General features: G+C 49.0%; 28 protein-coding genes, 5 tRNA genes and 1 riboswitch. Of the genes, 4 read left to right on the top strand and 29 right to left on the bottom strand.

Annotated elements, in window-relative coordinates; translation table 11 throughout:
• Positions 1-10 precede the first annotated feature (10 nt).
• Together CWC22_RS01330 and CWC22_RS01325 are read left to right on the top strand one after the other, a co-directional pair.
• On the top strand, positions 11-478 hold the full coding sequence (locus CWC22_RS01330) for a chemotaxis protein CheX (protein ID WP_010386278.1): 468 nt from the start codon (positions 11-13) through the stop codon (positions 476-478).
• Positions 475-906: a secondary thiamine-phosphate synthase enzyme YjbQ gene (locus CWC22_RS01325; RefSeq protein ID WP_138539483.1), complete on the top strand. Its 432-nt coding sequence runs from the start codon at positions 475-477 to the stop codon at positions 904-906. The genes CWC22_RS01330 and CWC22_RS01325 overlap by 4 nt, the downstream gene beginning before the upstream one ends.
• Here CWC22_RS01325 and alr read toward each other — a convergent pair whose 3' ends face one another.
• The 20 genes from alr to orn all read right to left on the bottom strand — a co-directional run bounded on the left by alr (position 907) and on the right by orn (position 12,857).
• A complete protein-coding gene (gene alr / locus CWC22_RS01320) occupies positions 907-2,004 on the bottom strand; it encodes an alanine racemase (RefSeq protein ID WP_138539482.1) in 1,098 nt (365 codons plus the stop codon).
• Positions 2,005-2,052: 48 nt separating this feature from the next.
• A complete protein-coding gene (gene dnaB / locus CWC22_RS01315; protein WP_046004973.1) occupies positions 2,053-3,432 on the bottom strand; it encodes a replicative DNA helicase in 1,380 nt (459 codons plus the stop codon).
• A gap of 118 nt (positions 3,433-3,550) precedes the next feature.
• Positions 3,551-4,492 (bottom strand): DUF4097 family beta strand repeat-containing protein, encoded by a 942-nt coding sequence (locus tag CWC22_RS01310; RefSeq protein WP_125563149.1) that lies wholly within the window; start codon positions 4,490-4,492, stop codon positions 3,551-3,553.
• A 9-nt stretch (positions 4,493-4,501) separates the two neighbouring features.
• On the bottom strand, positions 4,502-4,987 hold the full coding sequence (locus CWC22_RS01305; RefSeq protein ID WP_138539481.1) for a hypothetical protein: 486 nt from the start codon (positions 4,985-4,987) through the stop codon (positions 4,502-4,504).
• Positions 4,980-5,531 (bottom strand): RNA polymerase sigma factor, encoded by a 552-nt coding sequence (locus CWC22_RS01300; RefSeq protein WP_125563146.1) that lies wholly within the window; start codon positions 5,529-5,531, stop codon positions 4,980-4,982. The genes CWC22_RS01305 and CWC22_RS01300 overlap by 8 nt, the downstream gene beginning before the upstream one ends.
• A gap of 153 nt (positions 5,532-5,684) precedes the next feature.
• On the bottom strand, positions 5,685-7,427 hold the full coding sequence (locus CWC22_RS01295) for a PulJ/GspJ family protein (RefSeq protein ID WP_138539480.1): 1,743 nt from the start codon (positions 7,425-7,427) through the stop codon (positions 5,685-5,687).
• A 4-nt stretch (positions 7,428-7,431) separates the two neighbouring features.
• Positions 7,432-7,956 (bottom strand): PilW family protein, encoded by a 525-nt coding sequence (locus CWC22_RS01290; protein ID WP_138539479.1) that lies wholly within the window; start codon positions 7,954-7,956, stop codon positions 7,432-7,434.
• A complete protein-coding gene (locus tag CWC22_RS01285; RefSeq protein ID WP_125563140.1) occupies positions 7,953-8,348 on the bottom strand; it encodes a type IV pilus modification PilV family protein in 396 nt (131 codons plus the stop codon). Before CWC22_RS01285 ends, CWC22_RS01290 begins: the two co-directional genes overlap by 4 nt.
• Positions 8,339-8,800, bottom strand: a complete 462-nt coding sequence (locus tag CWC22_RS01280; RefSeq protein ID WP_049865203.1) for a pilus assembly FimT family protein — start codon at positions 8,798-8,800, stop codon at positions 8,339-8,341. Before CWC22_RS01280 ends, CWC22_RS01285 begins: the two co-directional genes overlap by 10 nt.
• Complete coding sequence (locus CWC22_RS01275) at positions 8,787-9,206, bottom strand: type IV pilin protein (RefSeq protein ID WP_125563138.1); 420 nt, start codon at positions 9,204-9,206, stop codon at positions 8,787-8,789. The genes CWC22_RS01280 and CWC22_RS01275 overlap by 14 nt, the downstream gene beginning before the upstream one ends.
• Positions 9,207-9,617: 411 nt before the next feature.
• On the bottom strand, positions 9,618-10,070 hold the full coding sequence (gene rplI / locus CWC22_RS01270; protein WP_010386264.1) for a 50S ribosomal protein L9: 453 nt from the start codon (positions 10,068-10,070) through the stop codon (positions 9,618-9,620).
• Positions 10,071-10,105: 35 nt separating this feature from the next.
• Positions 10,106-10,333 carry a 30S ribosomal protein S18 gene (rpsR, locus tag CWC22_RS01265; protein ID WP_010386263.1) on the bottom strand — a complete coding sequence of 76 codons (228 nt, stop codon included), beginning with the start codon at positions 10,331-10,333 and terminating at the stop codon, positions 10,106-10,108.
• A gap of 12 nt (positions 10,334-10,345) precedes the next feature.
• Complete coding sequence (gene priB, locus CWC22_RS01260) at positions 10,346-10,675, bottom strand: primosomal replication protein N (RefSeq protein WP_125563136.1); 330 nt, start codon at positions 10,673-10,675, stop codon at positions 10,346-10,348.
• A 30-nt stretch (positions 10,676-10,705) separates the two neighbouring features.
• Positions 10,706-11,047: a 30S ribosomal protein S6 gene (rpsF, locus tag CWC22_RS01255; RefSeq protein WP_010386261.1), complete on the bottom strand. Its 342-nt coding sequence runs from the start codon at positions 11,045-11,047 to the stop codon at positions 10,706-10,708.
• Positions 11,048-11,269: 222 nt separating this feature from the next.
• A tRNA-Gly gene (locus CWC22_RS01250) sits at positions 11,270-11,345 on the bottom strand.
• Between the two features lie 198 nt (positions 11,346-11,543).
• A tRNA-Gly gene (locus CWC22_RS01245) sits at positions 11,544-11,619 on the bottom strand.
• Between the two features lie 49 nt (positions 11,620-11,668).
• Positions 11,669-11,744 (bottom strand) — tRNA-Gly (locus CWC22_RS01240).
• 108 nt (positions 11,745-11,852) lie between these two features.
• Positions 11,853-11,928 (bottom strand) — tRNA-Gly (locus tag CWC22_RS01235).
• Between the two features lie 49 nt (positions 11,929-11,977).
• Positions 11,978-12,053: transfer RNA gene (locus tag CWC22_RS01230), tRNA-Gly, on the bottom strand.
• Between the two features lie 258 nt (positions 12,054-12,311).
• On the bottom strand, positions 12,312-12,857 hold the full coding sequence (gene orn / locus CWC22_RS01225; protein WP_010386260.1) for an oligoribonuclease: 546 nt from the start codon (positions 12,855-12,857) through the stop codon (positions 12,312-12,314).
• A gap of 173 nt (positions 12,858-13,030) precedes the next feature.
• Between orn and rsgA the strand changes: the two genes are divergently transcribed.
• Positions 13,031-14,083, top strand: coding sequence for a small ribosomal subunit biogenesis GTPase RsgA (gene rsgA / locus CWC22_RS01220; protein WP_138537808.1), 1,053 nt, complete (start codon positions 13,031-13,033; stop codon positions 14,081-14,083).
• A 34-nt stretch (positions 14,084-14,117) separates the two neighbouring features.
• Entirely contained in the window at positions 14,118-14,984 is an 867-nt protein-coding gene (gene asd, locus CWC22_RS01215; protein WP_138537809.1) for an archaetidylserine decarboxylase, read from the top strand.
• Positions 14,985-15,068: 84 nt separating this feature from the next.
• Here asd and CWC22_RS01210 read toward each other — a convergent pair whose 3' ends face one another.
• The 9 genes from CWC22_RS01210 to CWC22_RS01170 all read right to left on the bottom strand — a co-directional run bounded on the left by CWC22_RS01210 (position 15,069) and on the right by CWC22_RS01170 (position 22,858).
• On the bottom strand, positions 15,069-15,242 hold the full coding sequence (locus tag CWC22_RS01210; protein ID WP_164517606.1) for a hypothetical protein: 174 nt from the start codon (positions 15,240-15,242) through the stop codon (positions 15,069-15,071).
• Between the two features lie 57 nt (positions 15,243-15,299).
• Positions 15,300-16,052, bottom strand: a complete 753-nt coding sequence (locus tag CWC22_RS01205) for a HesA/MoeB/ThiF family protein (RefSeq protein WP_125563129.1) — start codon at positions 16,050-16,052, stop codon at positions 15,300-15,302.
• A complete protein-coding gene (gene thiE, locus CWC22_RS01200; protein WP_138537810.1) occupies positions 16,049-17,569 on the bottom strand; it encodes a thiamine phosphate synthase in 1,521 nt (506 codons plus the stop codon). Before thiE ends, CWC22_RS01205 begins: the two co-directional genes overlap by 4 nt.
• A gap of 84 nt (positions 17,570-17,653) precedes the next feature.
• Positions 17,654-18,445 carry a thiazole synthase gene (locus CWC22_RS01195; protein WP_125563186.1) on the bottom strand — a complete coding sequence of 264 codons (792 nt, stop codon included), beginning with the start codon at positions 18,443-18,445 and terminating at the stop codon, positions 17,654-17,656.
• Positions 18,446-18,447: 2 nt separating this feature from the next.
• Positions 18,448-18,645 carry a sulfur carrier protein ThiS gene (gene thiS / locus CWC22_RS01190; protein ID WP_138537811.1) on the bottom strand — a complete coding sequence of 66 codons (198 nt, stop codon included), beginning with the start codon at positions 18,643-18,645 and terminating at the stop codon, positions 18,448-18,450.
• Entirely contained in the window at positions 18,642-19,661 is a 1,020-nt protein-coding gene (locus tag CWC22_RS01185; RefSeq protein ID WP_138537812.1) for an FAD-dependent oxidoreductase, read from the bottom strand. Before CWC22_RS01185 ends, thiS begins: the two co-directional genes overlap by 4 nt.
• Before the next feature lie 40 nt (positions 19,662-19,701).
• Positions 19,702-21,654 carry a phosphomethylpyrimidine synthase ThiC gene (gene thiC, locus CWC22_RS01180; RefSeq protein WP_049864897.1) on the bottom strand — a complete coding sequence of 651 codons (1,953 nt, stop codon included), beginning with the start codon at positions 21,652-21,654 and terminating at the stop codon, positions 19,702-19,704.
• A gap of 166 nt (positions 21,655-21,820) precedes the next feature.
• Positions 21,821-21,922: riboswitch (TPP riboswitch) on the bottom strand.
• A gap of 28 nt (positions 21,923-21,950) precedes the next feature.
• Positions 21,951-22,328: an META domain-containing protein gene (locus tag CWC22_RS01175; protein WP_171045036.1), complete on the bottom strand. Its 378-nt coding sequence runs from the start codon at positions 22,326-22,328 to the stop codon at positions 21,951-21,953.
• 140 nt (positions 22,329-22,468) lie between these two features.
• Positions 22,469-22,858 (bottom strand): acyl-CoA thioesterase, encoded by a 390-nt coding sequence (locus CWC22_RS01170; protein WP_125563120.1) that lies wholly within the window; start codon positions 22,856-22,858, stop codon positions 22,469-22,471.
• Positions 22,859-22,926 lie beyond the last annotated feature (68 nt).

Here is a 22,926-nt window from a genome sequence, read left to right as displayed (position 1 = left end):
GAAGAAGCATATGAATGTAGAATTCATCAACCCTTTTTTATCGTCTCTGATGAATGTACTGGCCACCATGGCACAAACAGAACTAACGCCTGGCAAGCCTAAGATTAAAAAAGATGAAGTGGCACGTGGCGACGTGTCCGGGTTGATTGGCATGGTGGGCCCACAGACCAAAGGCTCCTTTTCTATCAGCTTTGATGAAGGTCTGGCTCTGACCATTATGGAAAGAATGCTGGGCGAGCGTCCGGAGAAAATTAACGAAGAAGTCACTGATATGGTGGGTGAAATCACCAATATGGTCACCGGTGGCGCAAAAAATTTACTGGGCGAAAAAGGCTATGAGTTTGATATGGCCACCCCAATCGTGGTGTCCGGGCCTGGCCACACCATCACGCACAAGTGTGAAGGCCCTAAGATCATCATGCCGTTTACGTCAGATGACGGCAACGCCAACATAGAGGTGAGCTTCGATAAGCTATGAGCTGGCATCAAACACACATCACACTCAGGCCGCGTCAACGCGGCTTTCATTTGATTGATGACGAAGTCCTGACCCAACTACCACAGCTGGGTTACTACAAAGTAGGCTTACTGCATTTGTTTATCCAGCATACATCTGCCAGTCTCACCATCAATGAAAATGCCGACCCCACCGTACGTATAGATATGGAAAGTCACTTCAACCACTTTGTACCTGAACGGCAGAGTTACTATCGCCATGATTACGAAGGGGACGATGACATGCCTGCGCACATTAAGTCGAGTACGCTGGGCTGCGAGGTCACGATCCCGGTAAGTCAGGGACGCCTGCAATTAGGCACATGGCAGGGGATCTATCTCGGGGAACACAGAGACCAGGCGGGCAGTCGCGCTATCGTCGCAACCTTGCATGGTCAGCTGCTGGAATAGTCAGTCTACTTGGTCTGTCTGAGCAAGGTAGTCATAGCTCACCCGAGGTGTGATATTGCATAGCAATTCATAGGGGATAGTACCTGCACACGATGCCACTTCTTCAACTGGCAGTGTAGGGCCCCACATTTCAACCTCGTCGCCAACGCGAATATCATCCGGGTTTCTCCCTATGTCCACCGTGATCATATCCATAGATACTGCGCCAACAATGCCATAGCGTTTATCCCTTATAACTACAGGTGTACCATCTTGCGCGTTACGCGGATAACCATCACCATACCCCATGGCCACGACAGCAAGTTGAGTTTGTTTATTGCTTTGCCAACGACCGCCATACCCGACTTTCTCTCCTGCAGCCACTGTTTTGATAGCGATCACACGTGTTATCAAGCGCATCACAGGTTTAAGGCCATGCTCTGTGCCGACCCGGTTCAGCATCGGTGAGACGCCATACATCATCAAACCAGGTCGGATCCAGTCGCCATGAGACTGAGGCCAGCCGATCACCCCGGCAGAGTTAGCCAGACACTTGGCTTCCGGTTTACTCTGAACCAACCGCTCAAATGCGGCAATCTGGCTTGGTGTTTGTGTATTATTGACATCATCCGCACAGGAGAAATGCGTCATCAGCTTAATCTTGGGGTCGACATTCTCACAGGCTTTAAGGCGCTGATAAAACGCTTCAAACTGCTCAGGCTCCACACCTAGTCGGTGCATGCCTGTATCTACCTTGAGCCAAACCGGCAAACGCGCGTCCAGCTGACTGGATTCAATGGCCCGCAACTGGTTTTCATCATGAATAATGGTTTCAAAGTTATTGGCGATCAGAATAGGCAAATCAGCACGGTTGAAGAAGCCCTCAAGTAACACAATTGGTTTAGTCAGGCCACCGGCACGCAACGCCAGCGCTTCATCAATGCGCGCAACCGCAAAGGCATCAGCATCATTAAGATGCTGCGCAATCTTGACCAAACCATGGCCATAGGCATTGGCCTTAAGCACGGCCATCACCCGGGCACCTGGAGCCAGTGCCTTGATCTGTTTTAAATTATAACTTAATGCCGCGAGGTTAATTTCGGCGGTTGCCAGGCGCATGCTTACTCCTAATTCAGGCTGCCGAGTCAGTCACAACTGACAAATATCTTAGTATTCGTCATCCACTGCAGGGCCAGCATAATTGTCGAACCGAGAGAATTGCCCCTGGAAGGTTAACCTAACCTTACCAATCGGGCCATTACGCTGTTTACCGATAATAATCTCTGCAACGCCTTTATCCGGGCTGTCGTCGTTATACACTTCATCCCGGTAGATAAACATGATTAAGTCGGCATCCTGCTCGATAGACCCCGATTCACGTAAGTCTGAGTTAACCGGGCGCTTATCCGCCCGTTGTTCCAGTGTACGGTTAAGCTGCGACAGGGCTATCACCGGACACTGAAGCTCTTTTGCCAATGCCTTAAGTGAACGAGATATCTCGGCGATTTCTAAGGTCCGGTTATCCGACAAACTGGGGACTCGCATTAATTGCAAGTAGTCCACCATAATCATGCTGATCCCGCCATGATCCCGCGCTATCCGCCGCGCCCGAGAGCGCACATCGGTCGGTGTCAGGCCAGAGGCATCATCGATGTACATCTGGCCCTTTTCCATTAGCAAGCCCATAGTTGAGGACAGGCGTGCCCAATCGTCATCATCCAGTTGACCGGTCCTGACCTTAGTCTGGTTAATTCGTCCCAGTGAGGCCAGCATCCTCATCATGATCTGTTCTGAAGGCATCTCCAGCGAGTAAATAAGTACAGGCTTGTCTTGCGTCATCGCCGCATGCTCGGCCAGGTTCATCGCAAAAGTGGTTTTACCCATCGACGGACGTGCCGCGACGATGATCAGGTCTGACGGTTGTAGGCCTGCGGTCATCTGGTCAAGGTCAGAGTAGCCCGTGCTCACCCCGGTTACACCATCCTGCGGCGACTGGTAAAGCTCTTCGATCTTATCCACGGTTTTTTCCAGAATGCTGTGAATACTCTGCGGACCTTCGGTACTCTTAGTGCGTTGCTCAGCGATTTTGAATACCTTACTTTCCGCCAGGTCCAGTAATTCGTGGCTATCGCGTCCTTCCGGGTTGAAACCCGCTTCGGCAATTTCATTGGCAACCGTGATCATCTCACGGACCACTGCACGCTCGCGGACAATACTGGCATAAGCATCAATGTTCGCCGCACTGGGGGTATTTTTCGCAATCTCAGCCAGGTAAGCAAAGCCACCTACAGTGTCCAGCTGGTTATTCTTCTCAAGATTTTCCGAAATAGTGATAAGGTCAATCGGCTGGCTGGCCTCGACCAATTTGGTCATTGCCTCAAATATCAGCTTATGAGTGCGGGTATAAAAATCCTGCGCGACGACCAGCTCTGCCACTCTGTCAAACGCCTGGTTATCAAGCATGAGTCCGCCAAGCACAGACTGCTCAGCCTCGATGGAATGGGGGGGAACTTTCAGGGTATCGACTTGTTGATCAGGTTTCGCCATATCACTACAAACACTAAGGGAAAGACCTGTTATTGTATACGCAAATGGGGTGGAAATGAATCTTGATTATCTGTCTGATGATGACCACAGGAGGCGCACTGCGCCCCCATCGTTTGCTTTACAGTTTCTTCAATGCAATGCGCCCGCTGACAGTATCGATTTCCACATCCACGTCTCCATCTTTGACCACAAATTCCAATTCCCGGGATGGACCATATTTGGCTTTCTTCTCTTTGTCTGTCGAAAGCTCATTGATGATCCGTCCACCTGCATGGGCATCAATATCGAAGCGTGCGGACAGTTCTGCCGGGAAGTAAAAGTCGACATCTCCGCTGACCGACTCAAAACGAATATTCGCGCTTTTTTCGAGTGCTCTTAGACGCACGTTGATCTCACCATTCACCGTACTCATACGTAAGTCTTTCAGGCTGGCAATGTCAAAATCTACTTCTCCATTGACGTTTTCAACGCGAATATCAGTAGCCTGAGTCACACTCTCAATGCCGCCATTGACCGCATTGAAACGCAACTTGCCATTTGATGCCATATCTTCAATGTCACCATTGACCGTTTCATAACGAATATTGCCAGATAACTTTTTGCCTTCAATATCGCCATTCACGGTCTCCAGTTCAACCTTGCCGCTGAGTTCATTGGCCTCAATGTCCCCGTTGACTGTGGTTACGGCCACACCAGCATCAAAGTGACTAACATCCACGTCAACACTCACCCCTTCAAAGTTAAGCTCGCTTTGCCGTGGCATATAAATCGTCAGCCGAGAGCCGTCTCGCTGGTTATTCCAGCTTTTACTGCGGCGTGGCATTTTAACGATAAACTCGGTCACACTGCCCTGAGTTTCCAGCGTATAGCCTTCGGCCAGTTCATCCAGTTCACCAATGACCTGAAAGCTTGGCTTATCCCATGATTTAATTGTCACTTTGCCTCGCTGGCTTTCGATAACGACTTTGCCATCCAGCGGTATCTCTATCTGTTCGTCAATCTTGTCACCCGCCAGGGCAAACAGCGGCAGCGTAGCCAGTCCAAAAATGATTGCTTTCATGCTTCTCTCCTAAATCTGTTGCCACTGGGGCTGATGTACCTTAGTGATTAAATCTAACTGCTGCTGGTAAACCTGTGCCAGCATCTTAAGCAGGGCAGCGTTGTCAGGGTCTTTCATCAGTGCAAGCTTAATCGCCTGCTCTGCTTCCTCTAGTTCCTGCAATGGCACTTGCCAGTCTTTAGTCAAGGCCGGCTGTGCCTCATACTGAACCAATAATGTCTGTTTCTTCTGTTCAAAAAAAGCACTCATATGGGTCATGGTATCTTCTCTGGGCTGCGTCATAATGACCTGCCAGCTCAGTAAACCTGCTGATACACAGGCTGCCACTCCCGCTAACTTTATCCAGGGGCTAGGTGGCGGAGCCACTGTACTGGATACATTGATGGCTTTTTCAATGCCCTGCCACAAGTCTTTTTGTGGTTCAGGCAGCTGGTCCTGATCTTGCTGGCGCGGCAGCTGTTGTTTCAGAAACTGCTCAAATGTTGGTTTACTCATTGTCATACCACTCCTGTAACAATTTCCTGGCCCGGTGAAACTGCGATTTACTTGATCCCACCGCCATATTCAACATGCTGGCAACTTCTTCGTGGCGGTACCCTTCCACCGCGTGCAAAACAAACACCAGACGTGCTCGCTCTGGTAAACGTAAGATCAGTTTGTCGAGCCCATTGAGCGATTGGCATTGCATTATCTCGGCGTATTCCATCCCACTGTCTTCGAGACTTACCACTTTTTGCAGCCAGTTTTTTTGTTTACGTAAATAACTGATCGCGACATTCGATGTGACACTGTGCAACCAGGTAGTGAATTTTGACTGCCCCTGAAACTGGGCAATTTTGTGCCAAAGTTGTACAAACACCTCCTGTGTCGCATCTTCCGCATGGGCCTGATCAGCGAGCAAACGCAAACACAGTCCATACACCCTGCGATAACACTGCTGATAGAGCTGTTCAAATGCCGCTTGCTCGCCTTGCTGAGCACGCTGCACTAACAACTCAATCGTGTCTGGATTAAATGCCTCTTTGGCATTGATTATCATAGAGTATTCCTTCGCTTGCGTGTCATCATCGTGACATATCAGGTGCCATAAAGAAAGTAACCCAATGGTGCGATGTTTAGAGGATAAGACGAGCGTGGAACAACAAAAGGTTTAAACAGGAAAGAAAAATTTTCTAAATAACTGACAGGCAGGTTACTCTTCGTCTTCATCCGGTGCCTGGTAATCTTCACCAGACTCAAAACGCCACCCCATAAACTCCAGTTTCGCCGGCGTAATCACGCCACCATTGCCAAGATTGAAGTTTTTCAGCGCTTCATCAAAGTGCACACCACTGCCGCCAGTCGCATCTATAGTTGCGCCGCGAATGGTGCCATAAAACTGGCCACTCCCGCGCATAGCAATGCTGGTCACCGGCGCATATATAACAGCATACATTGAACTGGCGCCGCGCATTGTGATGCCATTCTGGCCTGAATAGGATGAGAAAATGCTCAAGCTTGGAAAACCACTGTTAGTCAATCCTTCCTGCTCTGTGATGACTACCCCACTGGCGCCAAAATCCACTTTACCGGTGACAAAAATGGCCAGGCTGCTGCCTGCTTTGATGGTGATGCTGGTATGGCCCGTCATTTTGAAGTCTCCATCAACCAGCCAGATCACATCACCGCCTTCTATGGTAATGGTGCCATCACTGGTAAGCTTCATGTTTTTCATACCAAAGACATATTCGCTGCTGGTATTACTCTGGCCATGATTTTGCGTCAAATGCTGGAACAAATAGATGTCAGCAGGGCTCGAAGACCAGGTATCGCTACCACCCCGTATATAACGCCCCTCACTTGGCGTGAATACATAGTCGGTCTGTGCACCCACCGTAAAATCCGTGTAAGTGTTATTGCTGTCGATCACGGAAGGCATATTGAGCGGTAAAGCCAGTGGGTCACATTCTTTGTCAGGGTCATTAGGGTCATAATCTGGCGAACTTGGATCATAGACACGAACCGCTTCAACTTCAGGGTTCACATTGAAACGATCCGCTGAGTAATGGAGCCCGTCCTGTACATGACTACTTTGAAAACTCCCCGTTCCCCCATACATGATATCTAGCTCAGCCTGATTTTGATTGAGGATCTCAGCACCCCACTTCATGCTTACGTCACCGTTTGCGCGCAGCACACCTGTGATCTGGCCGCCATTGTGTTTTACATACCCCTGAGTGAGTACATCTCCATCAACCCGCACCCCACTTCCCGCCGAAATGTCGATCCCGGTATTCGATTGCACGGTGCCCACGACAGGTGAAGACCCTTTGAGATACAAAACGCCAGATGCTTTTACATCTCCCATAATCGGTGAGTGACCATTCAATACCACATCTGCATCACCAATCACAGTATTCACGTCACCATTGCTGGTGCGCGTGTCTTCATAACTACCAACAGTAGAGTCATAGCTGTCAACCAGACCGCTACCTGCCAGATTAACGCCTTTACATCCAGTTACCGCATTTTGAAACACTGAACTGCGTTCGGCGGGCGTGTATTTAAAATAAGAGACCATTCGCGCATGCGCCTGATCATCATAACGCTGACCGAGGCTGGCAATCGACACTTCGTCTCCATTGACTGACAACTGTGCGTTATAGCTTGTCCCATCCAGCTCGCCAGTACCCAGCCCGGCGCCTATCTGCTGCACGGCTTGCTCAAGTGTCAGATTGGCGTTATTGGTGATGGCGGCTTTAAGTGCTTGGCCCCGCTCTATAACCCCTTTTTCAGCCAGGAGACGCGCGTTGAGGTCTTTTTGATAGTTACCACTCAGGCGCTCCTGCACCAGGGTATCTTTAAATGCAGCAAACACAACCACGCTGGCCACTGAACTCAGTAGCATGACTTTAATCAGGGTAAATCCACGTTGTCGTAAACTCTGCATCTTCATAGTGTCACCAATTAGCCGTCGCGAGCACTTGCTGGCTCGCAGCTACGTCTATTTGGATCCCCGCAGCATACTGCACAGGAATCCCCACCGGCGTTACAGTGATCGACGTGATCAAGCCGTTGATTGAAAAGCTCAAAGCATTCACACCGCGCAATAAGCGTTGTGCAGGCAAGTTATCCGAGCTGATATCACACAACAAATAACCATCAAGCAAAGAAAAAGTTTCTGTATAAGTGACTGCAGGTACACTGCCATCACAGGCCGGCGTGTTGGCTACCTGCGTAACTTCTAACGCGCTACCATTGAGTCTGACCTGGGGCGTAGAAGCTGTTTGTTTGATACTTCGGGTCATAAGCTGACTGGTGTAGCGGATAACTTCCTGCGCTTGTGCCAACTCCTGATTAACAGCAATGGTGCTGCGAATGGTCGAATAGGCCACTGCTATACCACCGAGCATAAACAGCCCTATCGATAATGCTATCAAAAGCTCCAACAGGGTAAATCCGCGGCTGTTCATCAGACGTCTCATAAGCAAACATTAACAAAGCTGGCATGCAGGGAAATTTGATCCACCCCCGTATCAGTCATACGTTCGTCATGCCAGCTGACTGACACACTCATATCAAGGTTAAACGTGTCGGGTAGCGTCAGCTTGAAACGCGGATCATTTGGGTACAATCCCGCCGCGGTAGGATTCGTACCAGGATTCAGACTGGTATTGACACTTTGGTAGTGACAAATATCCGGCCAGATACGTTCAATTGCATTCTGTCCATGGATCAGGGCAATGGTGTAGTTAAAGCTATTCTGTGCAAACTGTATGGCTTTTATCTGCGCCGCAGCAAGCCCCAGCAAGGCAATGGCCGCGATGACCATAGACACCATGACTTCCAGCAATGAAAAACCTTTTACTACGCGCAATTATCTGTCGCCTTACCCAACCAACTTTGCCCACTATGTAGAATGCACAAACGTACATCATCCGTTGCCGCATCGTTATCTGAAATCAGTATGTTACTAAATGCACTCAACTCACCACTTGAACGTAATGTTCTGTCGACCAGGTTCACCGCTACTTGGTTATGATCAATCGTAAAACGCTTTAAGGTCACTTCCTGACCTTGCTCAACCACCTTCATGACCCAGTCGCTGTTTTCCAACTCTAGCTTTACCGGCACTTCACGCTTTACCGCTTCACTGCGCGCAAAGCGATAAAAACTACTTAACTCATTTGCCGTGGTATTAACCCGGTCTTGTTTAATCTGACCAATCAAAGAAGGTGCTGCAACCATGGCCAGAATGGCAATAATCGCCAACACCACCAACAATTCAATGAGCGTTACGCCGCGCTGGGTGTGTTTACCAACAGTCATTCAGGTTGCCTCCCTGATTGCCCAAATGGTCTAAAGTCAGCACGCCACACACGTCTCTGTTCTGGCCCTCATCAGCCACTGGTGTCGCTCTTAAAATATAGCCCATATTGCGAAAATCACCGTTCGCACCTTGTGGCTTATTACGCGCCTCGTAGCTGAACGTGTAGAACTCAGCAGCAGGCAGACCCTGAAATGTTGCTGTATTGGGGTAACCCCCATTGCGGGAATAGATACGCTCCAACGTGGCACTGGTTTGCAACAACAAGTGTTGTGCATCCAGTCGTCTGCTTTCACGCACATACTCGCTGTAGTTTGGCAATGCCACACTGGCCAGGATGGCGACGATCGCAATGGCGATCAGCAGCTCTATCAAAGTAAATCCACGCATTCTGGAGGTCTTAAGCATATTGGGTTTCCCACCTAAATGATAACGCTGTCATAAATCATTGAGTAGACTGTATGACATTTAACCAATAAAAAAAAGTGCCTGTAATAAAAACAGTTAACTAAAATATCACAAAACAGAATTAGCTAAAACAGGAACGCGCTTACAGTCTATAACAGCCGGGCTTTTTACCCTAGAACAACCGTGAGGTCAGACCATTAGATTTTAGCTTCAATTGTTCCCGTAATGACTATAAGCCGTTTACGAGCGCCGTTGTTTTGATTTGGATTAATTTTCCGACTTGTGTTGTAAACCTTCCATGATGATCCCGATAATCATCAGATCCACACACTGAAAATTGGAGTTGTTATTGTCTTTCAGAGATTGGGAATACAACCGCGCACAGATGCGCGCGGTTGGTGCTTAATAAAATTAAGCTTCAGCGATCACGATTACTTTGATAGCTGTTGTCACGTCAGTGTGAAGCTGGATAGTTACGTCGAACTCACCTGTCTCACGGATAGTACCGGTAGGCAGACGAACTTCTGACTTAGCAACTTCAAGACCTACTGCAGTGATAGCATCGGCGATATCGCGAGTACCGATAGAACCGAATAGCTTACCTTCGTCACCCGCTTTAGAAACCAGAGTCACTTCAGCAAGTGCTTCTAGTTTTTCAGCGCGCGCTTGTGCAGCAGTTAGCTCTTCAGCGATTTTCGCTTCAAGCTCAGCACGACGTGCTTCGAAAGTTTCGATGTTAGCTTTAGTTGCAGGAACTGCCTTGCCCTTAGGGAAAAGGAAGTTACGTGCGAAACCAGATTTAACTGAAACCTGGTCACCTAGGCCACCTAGGTTTGCGATCTTGTCTAGTAGAATAACTTGCATGTCTCTACACCTTTTAAAAACTGTTAATCAGCTGCTTACTTGTGTAAGTCAGTGTACGGAAGAAGGGCTAGGTAGCGAGCACGCTTGATAGCAGTTGCTAGCTGACGCTGGTATTTAGCGCTAGTACCTGTGATACGGCTAGGTACGATTTTGCCACTTTCAGTTACATAGTTTTTAAGAGTAGCCAGATCTTTGTAATCGATTTGTTGTACGCCTTCCGCTTTGAAACGGCAGAACTTACGACGTCTGAAATAACGTGCCATGAGTAAATTTCCTCAATTAATTCTTTCAATATGTTGTGCATGTAATACAAGTTGACTCAAGCCACTGCGACTTTCGTGTCGGTTTAAAAAACCGCGTACCTGTAAGGTCTGCCCAACGTATAAATGCTCTAGTTGAGTCCGGAACTGCTGTCCGCTGGCAACCACCTGAATACGTACATAACTGTTACGATTTAGGTCGGCTTCTACCTGCATCGATTTATGTTCTAAAACAAAAATACAATGCGCGATGCCGGCGGGGCTTTGACTGTACTTAGGTGGCTTACAGACCGTGCCAGATAATACCAGCTGGTTTGTATACAGTTCAGACTGAGTGCTCACCAAACTACCAGGTCAATTCCGAATCAATAACGATTAAGCAGTTGCTGCTTCTTTTTTCTCTTCTTTAGCAAGAGGAGACGCTTCAGTTACAGCGTTCTTAGTACGCATAACCAGGTTACGAAGCACTGCATCGTTGTAGCGGAAAGAAGTTTCAAGCTCGCTGATTACTTCAGTAGGTGCTTCAACGTTCAACAGAACATAGTGTGCTTTGTGAAGCTTTTCGATTGGGTAAGCCAGTTGACGACGGCCCCAGTCTTCTAGACGGTGGATTTTACCGCCAGCTTCTGTGATGGCACCAGTATAACGCTCGATCATACCAGGTACTTGCTCACTTTGGTCTGGGTGAACCATGAATACGATTTCGTAATGACGCATGGATATTCCTTACGGTTAATATAGCCTTGTCCCGTTTCGGCCAGTCGGGGTAAGGCAAGGAACTAAAGTTAGTTAGGCCGAAAGAGCGCGTATTTTACGTGCCGCGCTAAAAATAAGCAATCAGTTTATCTCTGAAAATTGGTGGAATAAGATTTAAAGTTGAGTGAGTAAGTCAGAATGAAAAAAAAAGGGTAAAATGAAGGTCGAAAACGAGAGGAAAGTTGGAGCGGCACACGAGGTTCGAACTCGTGACCTCGACCTTGGCAAGGTCGCGCTCTACCAGCTGAGCTAGTGCCGCATCACAATGTAGCTCTTAGTTTCCCGCTGGGTGCAACCTTGAGGTCGCGTCTAACGTTTAGCAGCTGAGCCAGTGCCGCATCACAATGTAGCTCTTAGTTTCCCGCTGGGCGCAACCTTGAGGTCGCGTCTAACGTTTAGCAGCTGAGCTAGTGCCGCTTCATAATAAAGTATCTAGTTTATACACCTGAAGAAGTGTTGGAGCGGCACACGAGGTTCGAACTCGTGACCTCGACCTTGGCAAGGTCGCGCTCTACCAGCTGAGCTAGTGCCGCATCACAATAAATACTCGTTTTTAATCAGTTGAGTAAACTGCTTATAGATTGGAGCGGCACACGAGGTTCGAACTCGTGACCTCGACCTTGGCAAGGTCGCGCTCTACCAGCTGAGCTAGTGCCGCATCACCATAAGTACTCTTTTTTAGTCAGTTGAGTAAACTGATTGTAGATTGGAGCGGCACACGAGGTTCGAACTCGTGACCTCGACCTTGGCAAGGCTGCTTATAGATTGGAGCGGCACACGAGGTTCGAACTCGTGACCTCGACCTTGGCAAGGTCGCGCTCTACCAGCTGAGCTAGTGCCGCATCACCATAAGTACTCTTTTTTAGTCAGTTGAGTAAACTGATTGTAGATTGGAGCGGCACACGAGGTTCGAACTCGTGACCTCGACCTTGGCAAGGTCGCGCTCTACCAGCTGAGCTAGTGCCGCTTCATAAGTTATGGAATATTAAAACGCTGGTGCGCGACGGGTCGCGTTTAACGTTTTAGCAGCTGAGCCAGTGCCGCATTCCACAATTGCTCGATTGTTTTAAACACTGGAGCACGACTGGTCGCGTCTAACGTTTTAGCAGCTGAGCTAGTGCCGCTTTAAAATACAATACCCCAGAGACAAATAAGCTTTGCCGTCTTGAGCGGGGCAGGATTCTACAAGATAGAAAAAGCATTGCAAGTACTTTTTCTAAATTTTTTAAAGATTGAAGAATTTTTGCTGATAGACCTTCAACTCCATAATGGAGTCTTTAATGTCGTCCAGAGCCAGGTGAGAGCTCTTTTTGTGGATCCCGTTTAACAGCTCAGGCTTCCAGCGACGTGCCAGCTCTTTAATCGTGCTAACGTCCAGGTTGCGGTAGTGGAAGTATTCTTCCAGCTCAGGCATGTATTTATTGAGGAAACGACGGTCCTGACCAATCGAATTACCACACATAGGCGATTTGCCCGGCGGCACCCATTGCTTCAGGAAGTCCAAGGTTTGTTTGATTGCATCAGATTCAGAATGAGAACTGGCCTTACAACGCGCAGTTAAGCCTGAGCGGCCATGCTGGTTTGTGCACCATTCATCCATATTATCAAGTAATTCATCACTTTGATGGATAGCAATTACAGGTCCCTCAGCCAGTACGTTAAGATCACAGTCTGTGATCACAGTGGCAATTTCGAGGATCCTATCTGTTTTAGGTTCCAGACCCGTCATTTCTAAGTCGAGCCAGATCAGGTTTGATTCATGAAAAGACATACACTACCTAACGGTACTTTCCTTTAGATCCAATGCAATTAGATATATCATATTAGCTTCATCACTCGACCAAAAGCTTTTTTTTACAAAGCGGGGCAATTTATTGAGTTATAGTCCATGATTGGCCTGTATACCACTCGATAGCAATAAATCGTGTCGCGAGTTTATTAGATATGGCAAAACGCAAAAAACTCAGTAAGGGCCAATCCAGACGGATCAGTGCCAATCATCAAAAACGCTTGCATAAAGCGAAACAACAATCCGACACTCAGGTAAGCTGGCAAACAGACAATCTGGGCCCCACAGAACCCGCCGTGGTGATCAGTCGCTTTGGGCAACATGCCGATATCGAGTGCGAAAATGGCGACGTGCTACGCTGCAATATCCGCCGTACCGTCACCAGCTTAGTGTGTGGTGACGAAGTGATTTTCCGTCGCGCCAAAGTGAGCGAAGGCGATTTGGCCGGCGTCATAGAAGCCGTCGAGCCTCGACGCTCTCAGCTTACTCGTCCGGATTTTTATGATGGCGTTAAGGTGGTGGCAGCCAACATAGATCAGATTTTAATGGTGTCCGCCGTGGTGCCTGAATTTACCCCACAGATCATTGACCGTTACCTGGTCGCCTGTGAAGACATGGGTATTGAACCAATTCTGTTGCTCAACAAGGTCGATCTGCTCGATGACGAAGGCCTCGACTATGTCGATGAAGTCTTGGATATCTATCGCGACTTAGGCTACCGCGTCTTACTGGTCAGTAACAAGACTGGCGAAGGGATCGATGAGCTCAAAGCCCTGCTAACAGAAAAGAATAATATCTTCGTTGGTCAGTCTGGAGTCGGGAAGTCAACACTGGTCAATACGGTACTGCCTGATGCAGCCATCCTGACCCAGGAAGTGTCTGAAAACAGTGGCCTGGGTCAGCACACCACCACGGTTTCTAAACTGCATCACCTGCCCAGTGGCGGTAATCTGATAGACAGTCCGGGGATCCGTGAGTTCGGTCTGTGGCACCTGGAGGTTGAGCGGGTAACCTGGTGTTTTAAAGAGTTTCGTGAGTTTATCGGCGGCTGTCGTTTTCGTGACTGCAAACACCTTAACGATCCGGGTTGTCTGATCCTGGAAGCGGTTGATGAGGGCAAGATCAGCGAGCTGCGCTTTGACAGCTATCATCGTATTCTGGAGTCAATGGCGGATGGTCGCGCAGGTGCGCGCGCGCCAAGAGTTTGATACTATCTTCAAAATTTTTTCAGGAATAATAAAAGTGAACTTGGATAAACTAAAGATTGCCCTGCAATATGCTTTACCCAAACATGCCGTATCACGTTTGGTGGGAAAACTGGCCGCAGCCGAAGCGGGTGCACTGACAACCACCTTAATTAAATTGTTTATCAAACAGTACAAGATAGACATGAGTGAAGCCCTGCATGAAGATCCAGCTCACTATAAAACCTTTAATGAATTCTTTACCCGTCCGCTGAAGCCGGGGATCCGCCCACTTGCCGAAGAAGCCAGCATTGTGGCTCACCCGGTCGACGGTGCCATCAGCCAGTTAGGTGATGTAGTCGATGGTCAGATCATTCAGGCCAAAGGCCATGACTACAGCCTGCAAACCCTGCTGGGGGGCAAAGAATCCGACGTAGCACCGTATCTTGGTGGTAAGTTTGCCACCATTTATCTGGCGCCCAAAGACTATCACCGCATTCATATGCCCCTTGATGGTACGCTGAAAAAGATGATCTACGTACCTGGCGATCTGTTCTCGGTAAACCCGCTAACTGCGCAAAACGTCCCTAATCTGTTTGCTCGTAACGAGCGGGTTGTCGCTATCTTTGACACTGAGATAGGTCCACTGGCTATGGTACTGGTGGGCGCCACCATAGTGGCCAGCATCGAAACCATCTGGGCGGGCACAGTCACGCCACCAGCCGGCAAAGACGTCTTTAGCTGGGATTATCCCGCAGAGGGCGACAACGCCGTTAAATTGAAAAAAGGCGACGAGATGGGCCGCTTTAAGCTGGGCTCAACGGTGATCCTGGCCTGGGGAGAAGATAAAGCCGACTTCCTCGCAAACCAGTTGCCAGAGACAGTCACCCGCATGGGCACGCCATTCGCGACCATTCGTGAATAACCCCACCCAAATAAGACACTAAAAAGCCCGCGCATGCGGGCTTTTTAGTGTCAGAGTACCAAGATATGGGTGCTAAACTGAACGTTAAGGACATCCAATCAGCGTACACACAGACCAGACGCACGAACCAGCCGGGCCTGTATAGCAAGGCGCAAGTACCGACACCCCACCAGCAACTTTAGGGGTTTCCTGCGGGTTTATCTCACGTCTTTGCGAGCTTAATTGTTTGAGGTTCTTTTTAGAGAGTGTGATTTTCATAATGTTTCCTTATTGATGAATAAATCGACAATACGAAAACACATTAGCATGACAGGATTAGCAGCACACCGTACATGCGGGATCTTTTTCCAGTGCAAATTGCCTCTGCTGCAAACTTAACGCATCAACCACTATCATCTCACTCGCCTTGTCTGGTACACCAGAGACAATCAAACTGACCGCTTTCATAGCCTGCATAGAGCCAATCATGCCAAGCAATGGGCTGACTACGCCGGCATTCTGACAATTTAATTCGGTAGATTCTGGCGACTCAGGGAAGACGCAATGATAGCAAGGAGACGATGCTCTGAAGTCAAACGTCATAAACTGTCCCTGAGTGCCCAGCGCTGCGCCAGAGATAAGTACTTTACGTTCACGCAGGCAATACTGATTCAGTAAGTAGCGCGTGGCGAAATTATCGCTGCAATCGAGGATCCAGTCACTGTCTTGCAAAACCGAGTCTATATTGCTCGTGTCGAGCTTCAATGACAGTGGGATAAGTGAAATTTGATTATTCAGACTCGCTAAGACTTTTCCTGCTGCTTTTGCTTTTGACTGGCCAATGTGATTAATCTTATACAAAATCTGCCTTTGCAAATTCGACAATTCAACCGCATCATCATCACAAAAGGTCAACTGACCAACACCGCTTGCCGCTAAGTAAAATAGCGCAGGGCTTCCCAGGCCACCACACCCAATTACGGCCACTCGGGCCGCTTTGAGCCGCATCTGGCCAGCTTCAGATACTGCATTGAGGAGCAAATGACGACTGTACCTAAGCCGCTCTTTGTCATTGAGCTCTGTACTCATGATTCGCCCGTGGCCCGTTTCAGGTCAATAATCGCTTGCCTGTGGTCACTGGCCTCTGTAATGGCACGCACCACCGCGACGCTCCCGACCCCCGTCGCAGCGACCTGAGGAGCACGAGTCAGGTCGATCCCCCCAATAGCCACTGTAGGATACGTCTCACGCATCAGGGGCACAAAATGTCTAAGCTTCTCCAGCCCCTGGATCTGACCTGTCATGTCTTTCGTCGTCGTAGGGTATATTGCCCCAAACGCCAGATAGCTGGGTCGGTAGTTATGAGCGCGTAGCATTTCGTAAAAACCATGTGTTGATACCCCAAGACGTAAACCCGCCTGTTGAATGGCAACCAGGTTAGCCGAATCCAAATCTTCCTGACCAAGATGGACACCATAAGCTCCGTGGCGAATGGCCAGTTCCCAATGGTCATTGATAAAAACCCGACCCTGATACTTTTCCCCCAAGGTGATCGCACACTGTATGTCTTCTTCCAGCGTAGTTTCGTCAGCCTGTTTAATTCTGAGTTGCACGGTTTTCACGCCCTCAGCCAGACATTTTTCCACCCAGTCTACAGAATCAACAACAGCATAGAGCCCCAACTCTTCTCCCACCGGTGCAAAGCCTGCGGCAAAGTTAAACTCTTCGCTAACCGCAAACTCCAGCTCATCGCCCAGCCAGCTGCCCGCCTCTATGACCTGGGGAAAATCGCTGATCTGCTCTGGGAACCCGGCGTGGGCCAGTGGCCCCCTGCCCTCACCAAATCGTTGTGCTACTTTCAACCCCTGATTGATGTAAGCTTTGGCCAGAATAAAGGCATCTTTGATAGGGTAACCTTTCGCCAGACATGCAGCGACAGAGGATGCAAAGCTACAACCAGTGCCATGACTATGTGGTGTTTGTATCGCCTCATTCCCAAGCCAATACTCCTCGCCCTCGCTCCAGCAATAATCTATACAGTAACCGTTAGGGTAATCCCAGTGACCCCCTTTAATAATCACCGATTTCACCCCAAGCTCCCTCAGTTTACGGGCAGCGTCCCTGACTGCGTCTGGGCCAATCAGATATACTCCAGTCAGTACTTGTGTTTCCTGCGTATTGGGCGTGATCACGTCAACCTGTGGCAAGAGGTACTTTTTCAGCGCGTCCAGGGTATCTTCTTCGGTCAGCGCATCGCCACTGGATGCAATGGCAACAGGATCAAAAACCACCACAGGCGGTCTTTCCCAGCGGCTTTTGTACTGTGCCAAGTGCTCTGCAACCAACTGGATCTGCGTACTATTAGCGAGCATGCCAATCTTAATCACAGTCGCTTTTAAGTCAGCTTCGAGCGCCAGCAACTGAGATTCCAGTACTTCACTGGACACCGCGTTAATTTCCTCTACCGCGAGACTATTTTGCGCCGTCAGTGCGGTTACGGCCGTGCAGGTTTGCACACCAAAGCTGTGCATAGCTTTCACATCAGCCTGTATGCCTGCTCCCCCACCCGAGTCCGACCCTGCAATGGTCCATACCAGTTCAGCCACAATTACTCCTACTTATTCTGTTGAACATGGGCGCATGATTAAGTGCAATACGCCACACAGTCTTCATGACACGTAAACGTGTGTTTAATTCTGATGCCAAAAAGGCATACCCATTGTCGGGGTAGAAGGCGCCGCCACCTCTTTCTCAGGCATCGCCTGCGCCACATAGGCAGCACGCCCGGCAACCACAGCATGATGAAAGGCGCTGGCCATAGTCACAGGACACCCGGCACCTGCAATGGCCGAATTTAGCAACACGGCGTCATAGCCCAGCTCCAACGCCTGAACGGCATGAGATGGCAAGCCCAGTCCCGCATCGACAATCAGGGTATGGTCAGGCAGACGCTCACGAATGGTTTGCAAATTATAGGGATTAAGTAAGCCTTTACCGGTACCTATGGGAGCACCCCAGGGCATCAGAACTTCACACCCCAGATCCGCCAGACGCTGACACACCACTAAATCATCGGTGCAGTAGGGCAGCACTTTAAACCCTTGCTTTATTAAAATCTCGGTTGCTTCGAGCAACGCAATCGGATCTGGTTGTAAATTGTATTCATCCCCGATGAGTTCCAATTTTATCCAGTCAGTGGCAAACACTTCGCGGCACATTTGCGCCAGTGTCACCACTTCTTTAACACTGTGACACCCGGCAGTGTTCGGCAATACCCGCAAACCAGTATCCTTGATCAATTGCCAGAAATCATCCCCCGCTGACACAGAATTTTGTCGCCGTAAAGAAACCGTCACGATTTGCGCCCGGGAAGCCAGCAAACTTTGCTGCATCACCTCCGGCGAGGGATAAAGTGCAGAGCCTATCAACAATCGACTGTCAAACTGCTCTCCATAAACCGTGAAAGGCTTATCAGTCTGCATCATCAGCCTCCCTGAATAGGCGATAACAACTCAATGCTGTCACCTTCTTGCAATTGCTGCTCTGCCAACCCGCTGCGCGGTACAAACTGGCCATTGAGCGCAACCGCGTAGGGTGCTTGCGCCCCCTGTGCTTCAATTACCTCTAACAGAGAGTGTGGCTGCGACAACGTGAGTGCCTGACCATTGTAACTAATATTCATAATACCCCTTGTTGTAACGCTTGTTGCACCACAGCAGGTGCCAGCAAAAAGCCATGTCGATACAGACCATTTATTCGGATCACATTGTCTGTCACACTGATTTGTGGGCGATTGTCTTTATATGCTGGGCGTAACCCTGCACGTAATGACATCACACGCCCCTCAGCAAAACCACTGTGCACCGTATAAGCCGCCGATAACAACTCCAACGTCGAACGTACTGTGATATCGCCCCGATCCTGAGACTCAATTTCGGTGGCACCTATCACAAATTCATGGTTTGGCTTAGGCGCAATATAGAGTGGATAACGCGGATGCATAAGACGTACTGGGCGTTGTAAGTTCACCTCAGGCGCATAAATGCGTGCAACTTCCCCCCGCACGCCACGCAACCCTGGGCTCTGCGCTTTTGCGTCTAACCCGCGGCAATCGATGATCCAGTCAAACGCCTCACCATTCACACGGCCCTGTTCAATCTGTGCATCAGCCCCCTCATGAAAGCACATGCCCATGTTCTGTAATGTGCCGAGGCTCGCCGCAAAGAATGCCAGATTATCGAGTTGACCTTCACAGGGTAAATACAAACCCTGATGAAATCGACCAGCTAACTCAGGCTCTAACGCACCAATACCACAGCCATCCAGGCTTTGTGCCTGATGACCAGCCAGAGGCTTAAGACGACGCTGAAAACTCAGTAAATCACCCCGGTCTTGCTGATGTGCAACAATCACTGTCCCCTGCTGCTGAAAAAATACCGGCGTATCAAGTTTGGCCAGCAACTCAGGCCATAAGGCCATCGCTTCTAAACCCAGCTCCGCCAGATCTTGCTCACAAATCACAGATTCAGCCATGGGGGCGAGCATGGCCGCAGCTAAAGTTCCGACGCTGGAAGGCGCCGAGACCGGATCACGTTCAAAGATACTCAGGTGAAAGTGCTCTGCCAACATCAAGGCAGCAACCCGACCGATCAGGCCAAAACCGACGATGGCAACACGCGGTTTATTTGTCTGGGACATCTTGCCTCCATGCGGGCCCAAATGGGCCCGCCGTCTTCAATCACAGTGCTTTGTGGTAAAGCTCTGAGCCCGTCTCTTTGAACTCACGTGATTTATTTTTCATTTCGGCTTCCACATCGATCATTTTTATCGCGATGGCTTCGCCCGCATTGTTTGGATCTATGCCCTCAGCTTCCAGCTGCTTAGCATAGTCACGTACATCCTGAGTGATCTTCATTGAGCAGAATTTAGGACCACACATAGAGCAGAAATGCGCGACTTTACCCGATTCCTGCGGTAGTGTTTCATCGTGATAAGACAGCGCGCGTTCCGGGTCCAGACTCAAATTGAACTGATCGTGCCAGCGGAACTCAAAACGCGCTTTAGACAAGGCGTTGTCACGAATTTGAGCGCCAGGGTGACCTTTCGCCAGATCCGCTGCATGCGCCGCAATCTTGTAAGTGATCAGACCCTCTTTCACATCTTCTTTATTTGGCAGACCCAAATGCTCCTTCGGCGTCACATAACACAGCATCGCCGTACCGTACCAGGCAATTTGCGCCGCACCGATACCCGAAGTGAAATGATCATAACCTGGTGCAATATCTGTGGTCAGTGGGCCAAGGGTGTAAAAAGGCGCTTCATGACAATGCTTTAATTGCTCATCCATGTTTTCTTTGATCAGGTGCATAGGGACATGGCCCGGGCCTTCAATGAACACTTGTACGTCGTGTTTCCAGGCGATCGTTGTCAGCTCACCTAAGGTGCGTAACTCAGACAGTTGCGCTTCGTCATTGGCGTCGGCGATTGATCCCGGGCGTAAACCATCTCCCAGAGAGAAACAGACATCGTACTGTTTCATGATTTCACAAATGTCTTCAAAGTGCGTGTACAGGAAGTTTTCTTTATGGTGCGCCAAACACCATTTCGCCATGATAGAACCGCCACGTGACACAATACCTGTGACACGCTTAGCCGTCATGGGCACATACCGTAGCAATACACCCGCGTGGATTGTGAAGTAATCCACGCCCTGCTCTGCCTGCTCAATCAGAGTATCGCGGAAAATCTCCCAGGTCAGATCTTCAGCCACCCCATTCACTTTTTCAAGCGCCTGGTAAATCGGTACTGTGCCGATAGGCACAGGTGAGTTACGCACTACCCACTCACGGGTTTCATGAATATAACGTCCAGTAGACAGGTCCATCACCGTATCTGCACCCCAGCGTGTTGACCACACCAGCTTTTCTACTTCTTCTTCAATAGAAGAAGTCACCGACGAGTTACCTATGTTGGCATTCACCTTCACCAGGAAGTTACGACCCACAATCATCGGCTCTGTTTCAGGGTGATTGATATTGTTTGGCAAGATGGCGCGACCACGAGCGATCTCAGAGCGGACAAACTCCGGGGTAATGAAATCCGGGATCTCCGCACCAAAAGACTGACCTTTGTGCTGCTGCGCCAATAACTCTTCACGGATCTTGGCACGCCCCATATTTTCACGGATCGCAACATATTCCATTTCCGGAGTCACAATGCCACGACGCGCATAGTGCATTTGCGTAACGTTTTGCCCGGGTTTAGCGCGGCGTATTTTAGGCAAATTTTCAAAACGAATATGGTCTAACCCTTCATCTGCCATACGCTGCTGAGAAAATTGCGAAGTGACCGACTCCAGCACCTCTGTATCATCCCGGTCCAAAATCCACTGTTCGCGGAATTTCGGCAACCCCGTGCGCACATCCAGCTTAAATTCAGGATCGGTATAAGGGCCCGATGTATCGTAAACACGAACCGGCTCATTCTGCTCATAGATCGGATCTTCTTCGGTGCCACCAATAAAAGAATCGCTCAGGGTAATTTCGCGCATTCCGACGCGTACACCCGCCTGCTCGCCATCAACATAGACTTTCTCGGAATTGGGAAAGGGTTGTCCGGTAAGGTTGTAAATAAAATCCGACGCGGCCTCGCGTGACTCACGACGTGATAACTTGCTACTGTTGTTTGACATGACATGCCTCATTATTAAGTTAAGGTGTCTTGTCAGAACTCCACAAAGGGAGCGAGAAGGGTCCAAACCAAACTCACAGCAGTAAACACTGTGTGCTGGTTTCATTCAGTGGAGCATGTTGGCACAGGCACAACATGGCTGGCAACCTAGATATCTTACGATATACCAACTTAGGTAGCTTGTTCCCTACGCAGGCATTAACCTGATCAGGTCCACGGATCCCGCAATACTGCGATCTCAGCCCAGATGGGCACTCCGACAAGTAACGAACTGTGAAAAAGTGTACTGAATCGCGCCTAGTTAGTCAAAGGCTCTGCGTCCAGCGCTTTAAATTGCCAGATCTTCTGGCCTTGCAGGTGTAGCTTGCTATTCTGGATGGTGACGGTCACGCCCTGCTGTAACATCTCCAGAAACTGCGTTTCCTGCGCATCCAGCACATCGCCACATGACTTACGGGTCATACCTAACTGAGCCAATTTGAGTACATCCGACTCAATGTTGCCCTCAGCAAAAAACCGATTGCAACCCGCAAAACCAACTACCTGTAAAGCATCGAGAAATTCGATTTCGATGGCAGCAGCATCTGCAACACTGTTTCCATCAACCTGAGTTAACTGCCAGTGAGAGTGCTTAAGCTGTTCCCTGGTTACCTTCCCTGTACTGGAACATGCCATCAATATTACGCACATTAGGCATAAAAAAATGGAAATTTTCATGGTAAACCAACCGCTTAAAATATGATTAATATTATAACGTCAGGCGGTATGGAAAAGGCAGTAAAAATCTGTAATTTTCTGCCTTTTTAGTAAAAAAATCAGCCAAAAAGCTGATCAATTTCCTGAGGTAGGAACGGACGCCCTCGTTCATTCACCGATGTACCAGTGACAATGGCATCCAGCATGAGTTTATCGTCCTCGGCACGGACAATACGCTGAACAAATGCAAACTTCAGTTTGCTCACGCGCAGTGTTTCAACTTCAACGTAAAAAGCATCGCCCGGTTTCAACGAGTCCTTATAATTCATTTCAGATCGGATCACCACCAGATTGATTTTTTGCTCTGCCAGCGCCGCGAAATCAATACCATTGGCAATCAAAAATTCATGTCTGGCGTGCTCCAGATAATTAAAATAAACACTGTTATTCACAATGCCCTGCAAATCACATTCGTAATCCCTGACTTTGAAATCAAGCTTAAATGTCATGGCTTTTCCTCTTCACTAAGTTGCCGAATTTATAACACATATTAACTGTTAACTGGTCGGGCTTTTGC

The sequence above is a fragment of the Pseudoalteromonas rubra genome, assembly GCF_005886805.2.
Lineage (GTDB): Bacteria > Pseudomonadota > Gammaproteobacteria > Enterobacterales > Alteromonadaceae > Pseudoalteromonas > Pseudoalteromonas rubra_D.
This window is presented reverse-complemented; position numbering and strand designations above follow the sequence as displayed.

What these genes read in the sequence shown, in the direction of transcription:
- CWC22_RS01330 (WP_010386278.1), top strand. Translation starts at nt 11, where the DNA reads ATGAATGTAGAATTCATCAACCCTTTTTTATCGTCTCTGATGAATGTA.
- CWC22_RS01325 (WP_138539483.1), top strand. Translation starts at nt 475, where the DNA reads ATGAGCTGGCATCAAACACACATCACACTCAGGCCGCGTCAACGCGGC.
- alr (WP_138539482.1), bottom strand. Translation starts at nt 2,004, where the DNA reads ATGCGCCTGGCAACCGCCGAAATTAACCTCGCGGCATTAAGTTATAAT.
- dnaB (WP_046004973.1), bottom strand. Translation starts at nt 3,432, where the DNA reads ATGGCGAAACCTGATCAACAAGTCGATACCCTGAAAGTTCCCCCCCAT.
- CWC22_RS01310 (WP_125563149.1), bottom strand. Translation starts at nt 4,492, where the DNA reads ATGAAAGCAATCATTTTTGGACTGGCTACGCTGCCGCTGTTTGCCCTG.
- CWC22_RS01305 (WP_138539481.1), bottom strand. Translation starts at nt 4,987, where the DNA reads ATGAGTAAACCAACATTTGAGCAGTTTCTGAAACAACAGCTGCCGCGC.
- CWC22_RS01300 (WP_125563146.1), bottom strand. Translation starts at nt 5,531, where the DNA reads ATGATAATCAATGCCAAAGAGGCATTTAATCCAGACACGATTGAGTTG.
- CWC22_RS01295 (WP_138539480.1), bottom strand. Translation starts at nt 7,427, where the DNA reads ATGAAGATGCAGAGTTTACGACAACGTGGATTTACCCTGATTAAAGTC.
- CWC22_RS01290 (WP_138539479.1), bottom strand. Translation starts at nt 7,956, where the DNA reads ATGAGACGTCTGATGAACAGCCGCGGATTTACCCTGTTGGAGCTTTTG.
- CWC22_RS01280 (WP_049865203.1), bottom strand. Translation starts at nt 8,800, where the DNA reads ATGACTGTTGGTAAACACACCCAGCGCGGCGTAACGCTCATTGAATTG.
- CWC22_RS01275 (WP_125563138.1), bottom strand. Translation starts at nt 9,206, where the DNA reads ATGCTTAAGACCTCCAGAATGCGTGGATTTACTTTGATAGAGCTGCTG.
- rplI (WP_010386264.1), bottom strand. Translation starts at nt 10,070, where the DNA reads ATGCAAGTTATTCTACTAGACAAGATCGCAAACCTAGGTGGCCTAGGT.
- rpsR (WP_010386263.1), bottom strand. Translation starts at nt 10,333, where the DNA reads ATGGCACGTTATTTCAGACGTCGTAAGTTCTGCCGTTTCAAAGCGGAA.
- rpsF (WP_010386261.1), bottom strand. Translation starts at nt 11,047, where the DNA reads ATGCGTCATTACGAAATCGTATTCATGGTTCACCCAGACCAAAGTGAG.
- orn (WP_010386260.1), bottom strand. Translation starts at nt 12,857, where the DNA reads ATGTCTTTTCATGAATCAAACCTGATCTGGCTCGACTTAGAAATGACG.
- rsgA (WP_138537808.1), top strand. Translation starts at nt 13,031, where the DNA reads ATGGCAAAACGCAAAAAACTCAGTAAGGGCCAATCCAGACGGATCAGT.
- CWC22_RS01210 (WP_164517606.1), bottom strand. Translation starts at nt 15,242, where the DNA reads ATGAAAATCACACTCTCTAAAAAGAACCTCAAACAATTAAGCTCGCAA.
- CWC22_RS01205 (WP_125563129.1), bottom strand. Translation starts at nt 16,052, where the DNA reads ATGAGTACAGAGCTCAATGACAAAGAGCGGCTTAGGTACAGTCGTCAT.
- CWC22_RS01195 (WP_125563186.1), bottom strand. Translation starts at nt 18,445, where the DNA reads ATGCAGACTGATAAGCCTTTCACGGTTTATGGAGAGCAGTTTGACAGT.
- thiS (WP_138537811.1), bottom strand. Translation starts at nt 18,645, where the DNA reads ATGAATATTAGTTACAATGGTCAGGCACTCACGTTGTCGCAGCCACAC.
- CWC22_RS01185 (WP_138537812.1), bottom strand. Translation starts at nt 19,661, where the DNA reads ATGTCCCAGACAAATAAACCGCGTGTTGCCATCGTCGGTTTTGGCCTG.
- thiC (WP_049864897.1), bottom strand. Translation starts at nt 21,654, where the DNA reads ATGTCAAACAACAGTAGCAAGTTATCACGTCGTGAGTCACGCGAGGCC.
- CWC22_RS01175 (WP_171045036.1), bottom strand. Translation starts at nt 22,328, where the DNA reads ATGGCATGTTCCAGTACAGGGAAGGTAACCAGGGAACAGCTTAAGCAC.
- CWC22_RS01170 (WP_125563120.1), bottom strand. Translation starts at nt 22,858, where the DNA reads ATGACATTTAAGCTTGATTTCAAAGTCAGGGATTACGAATGTGATTTG.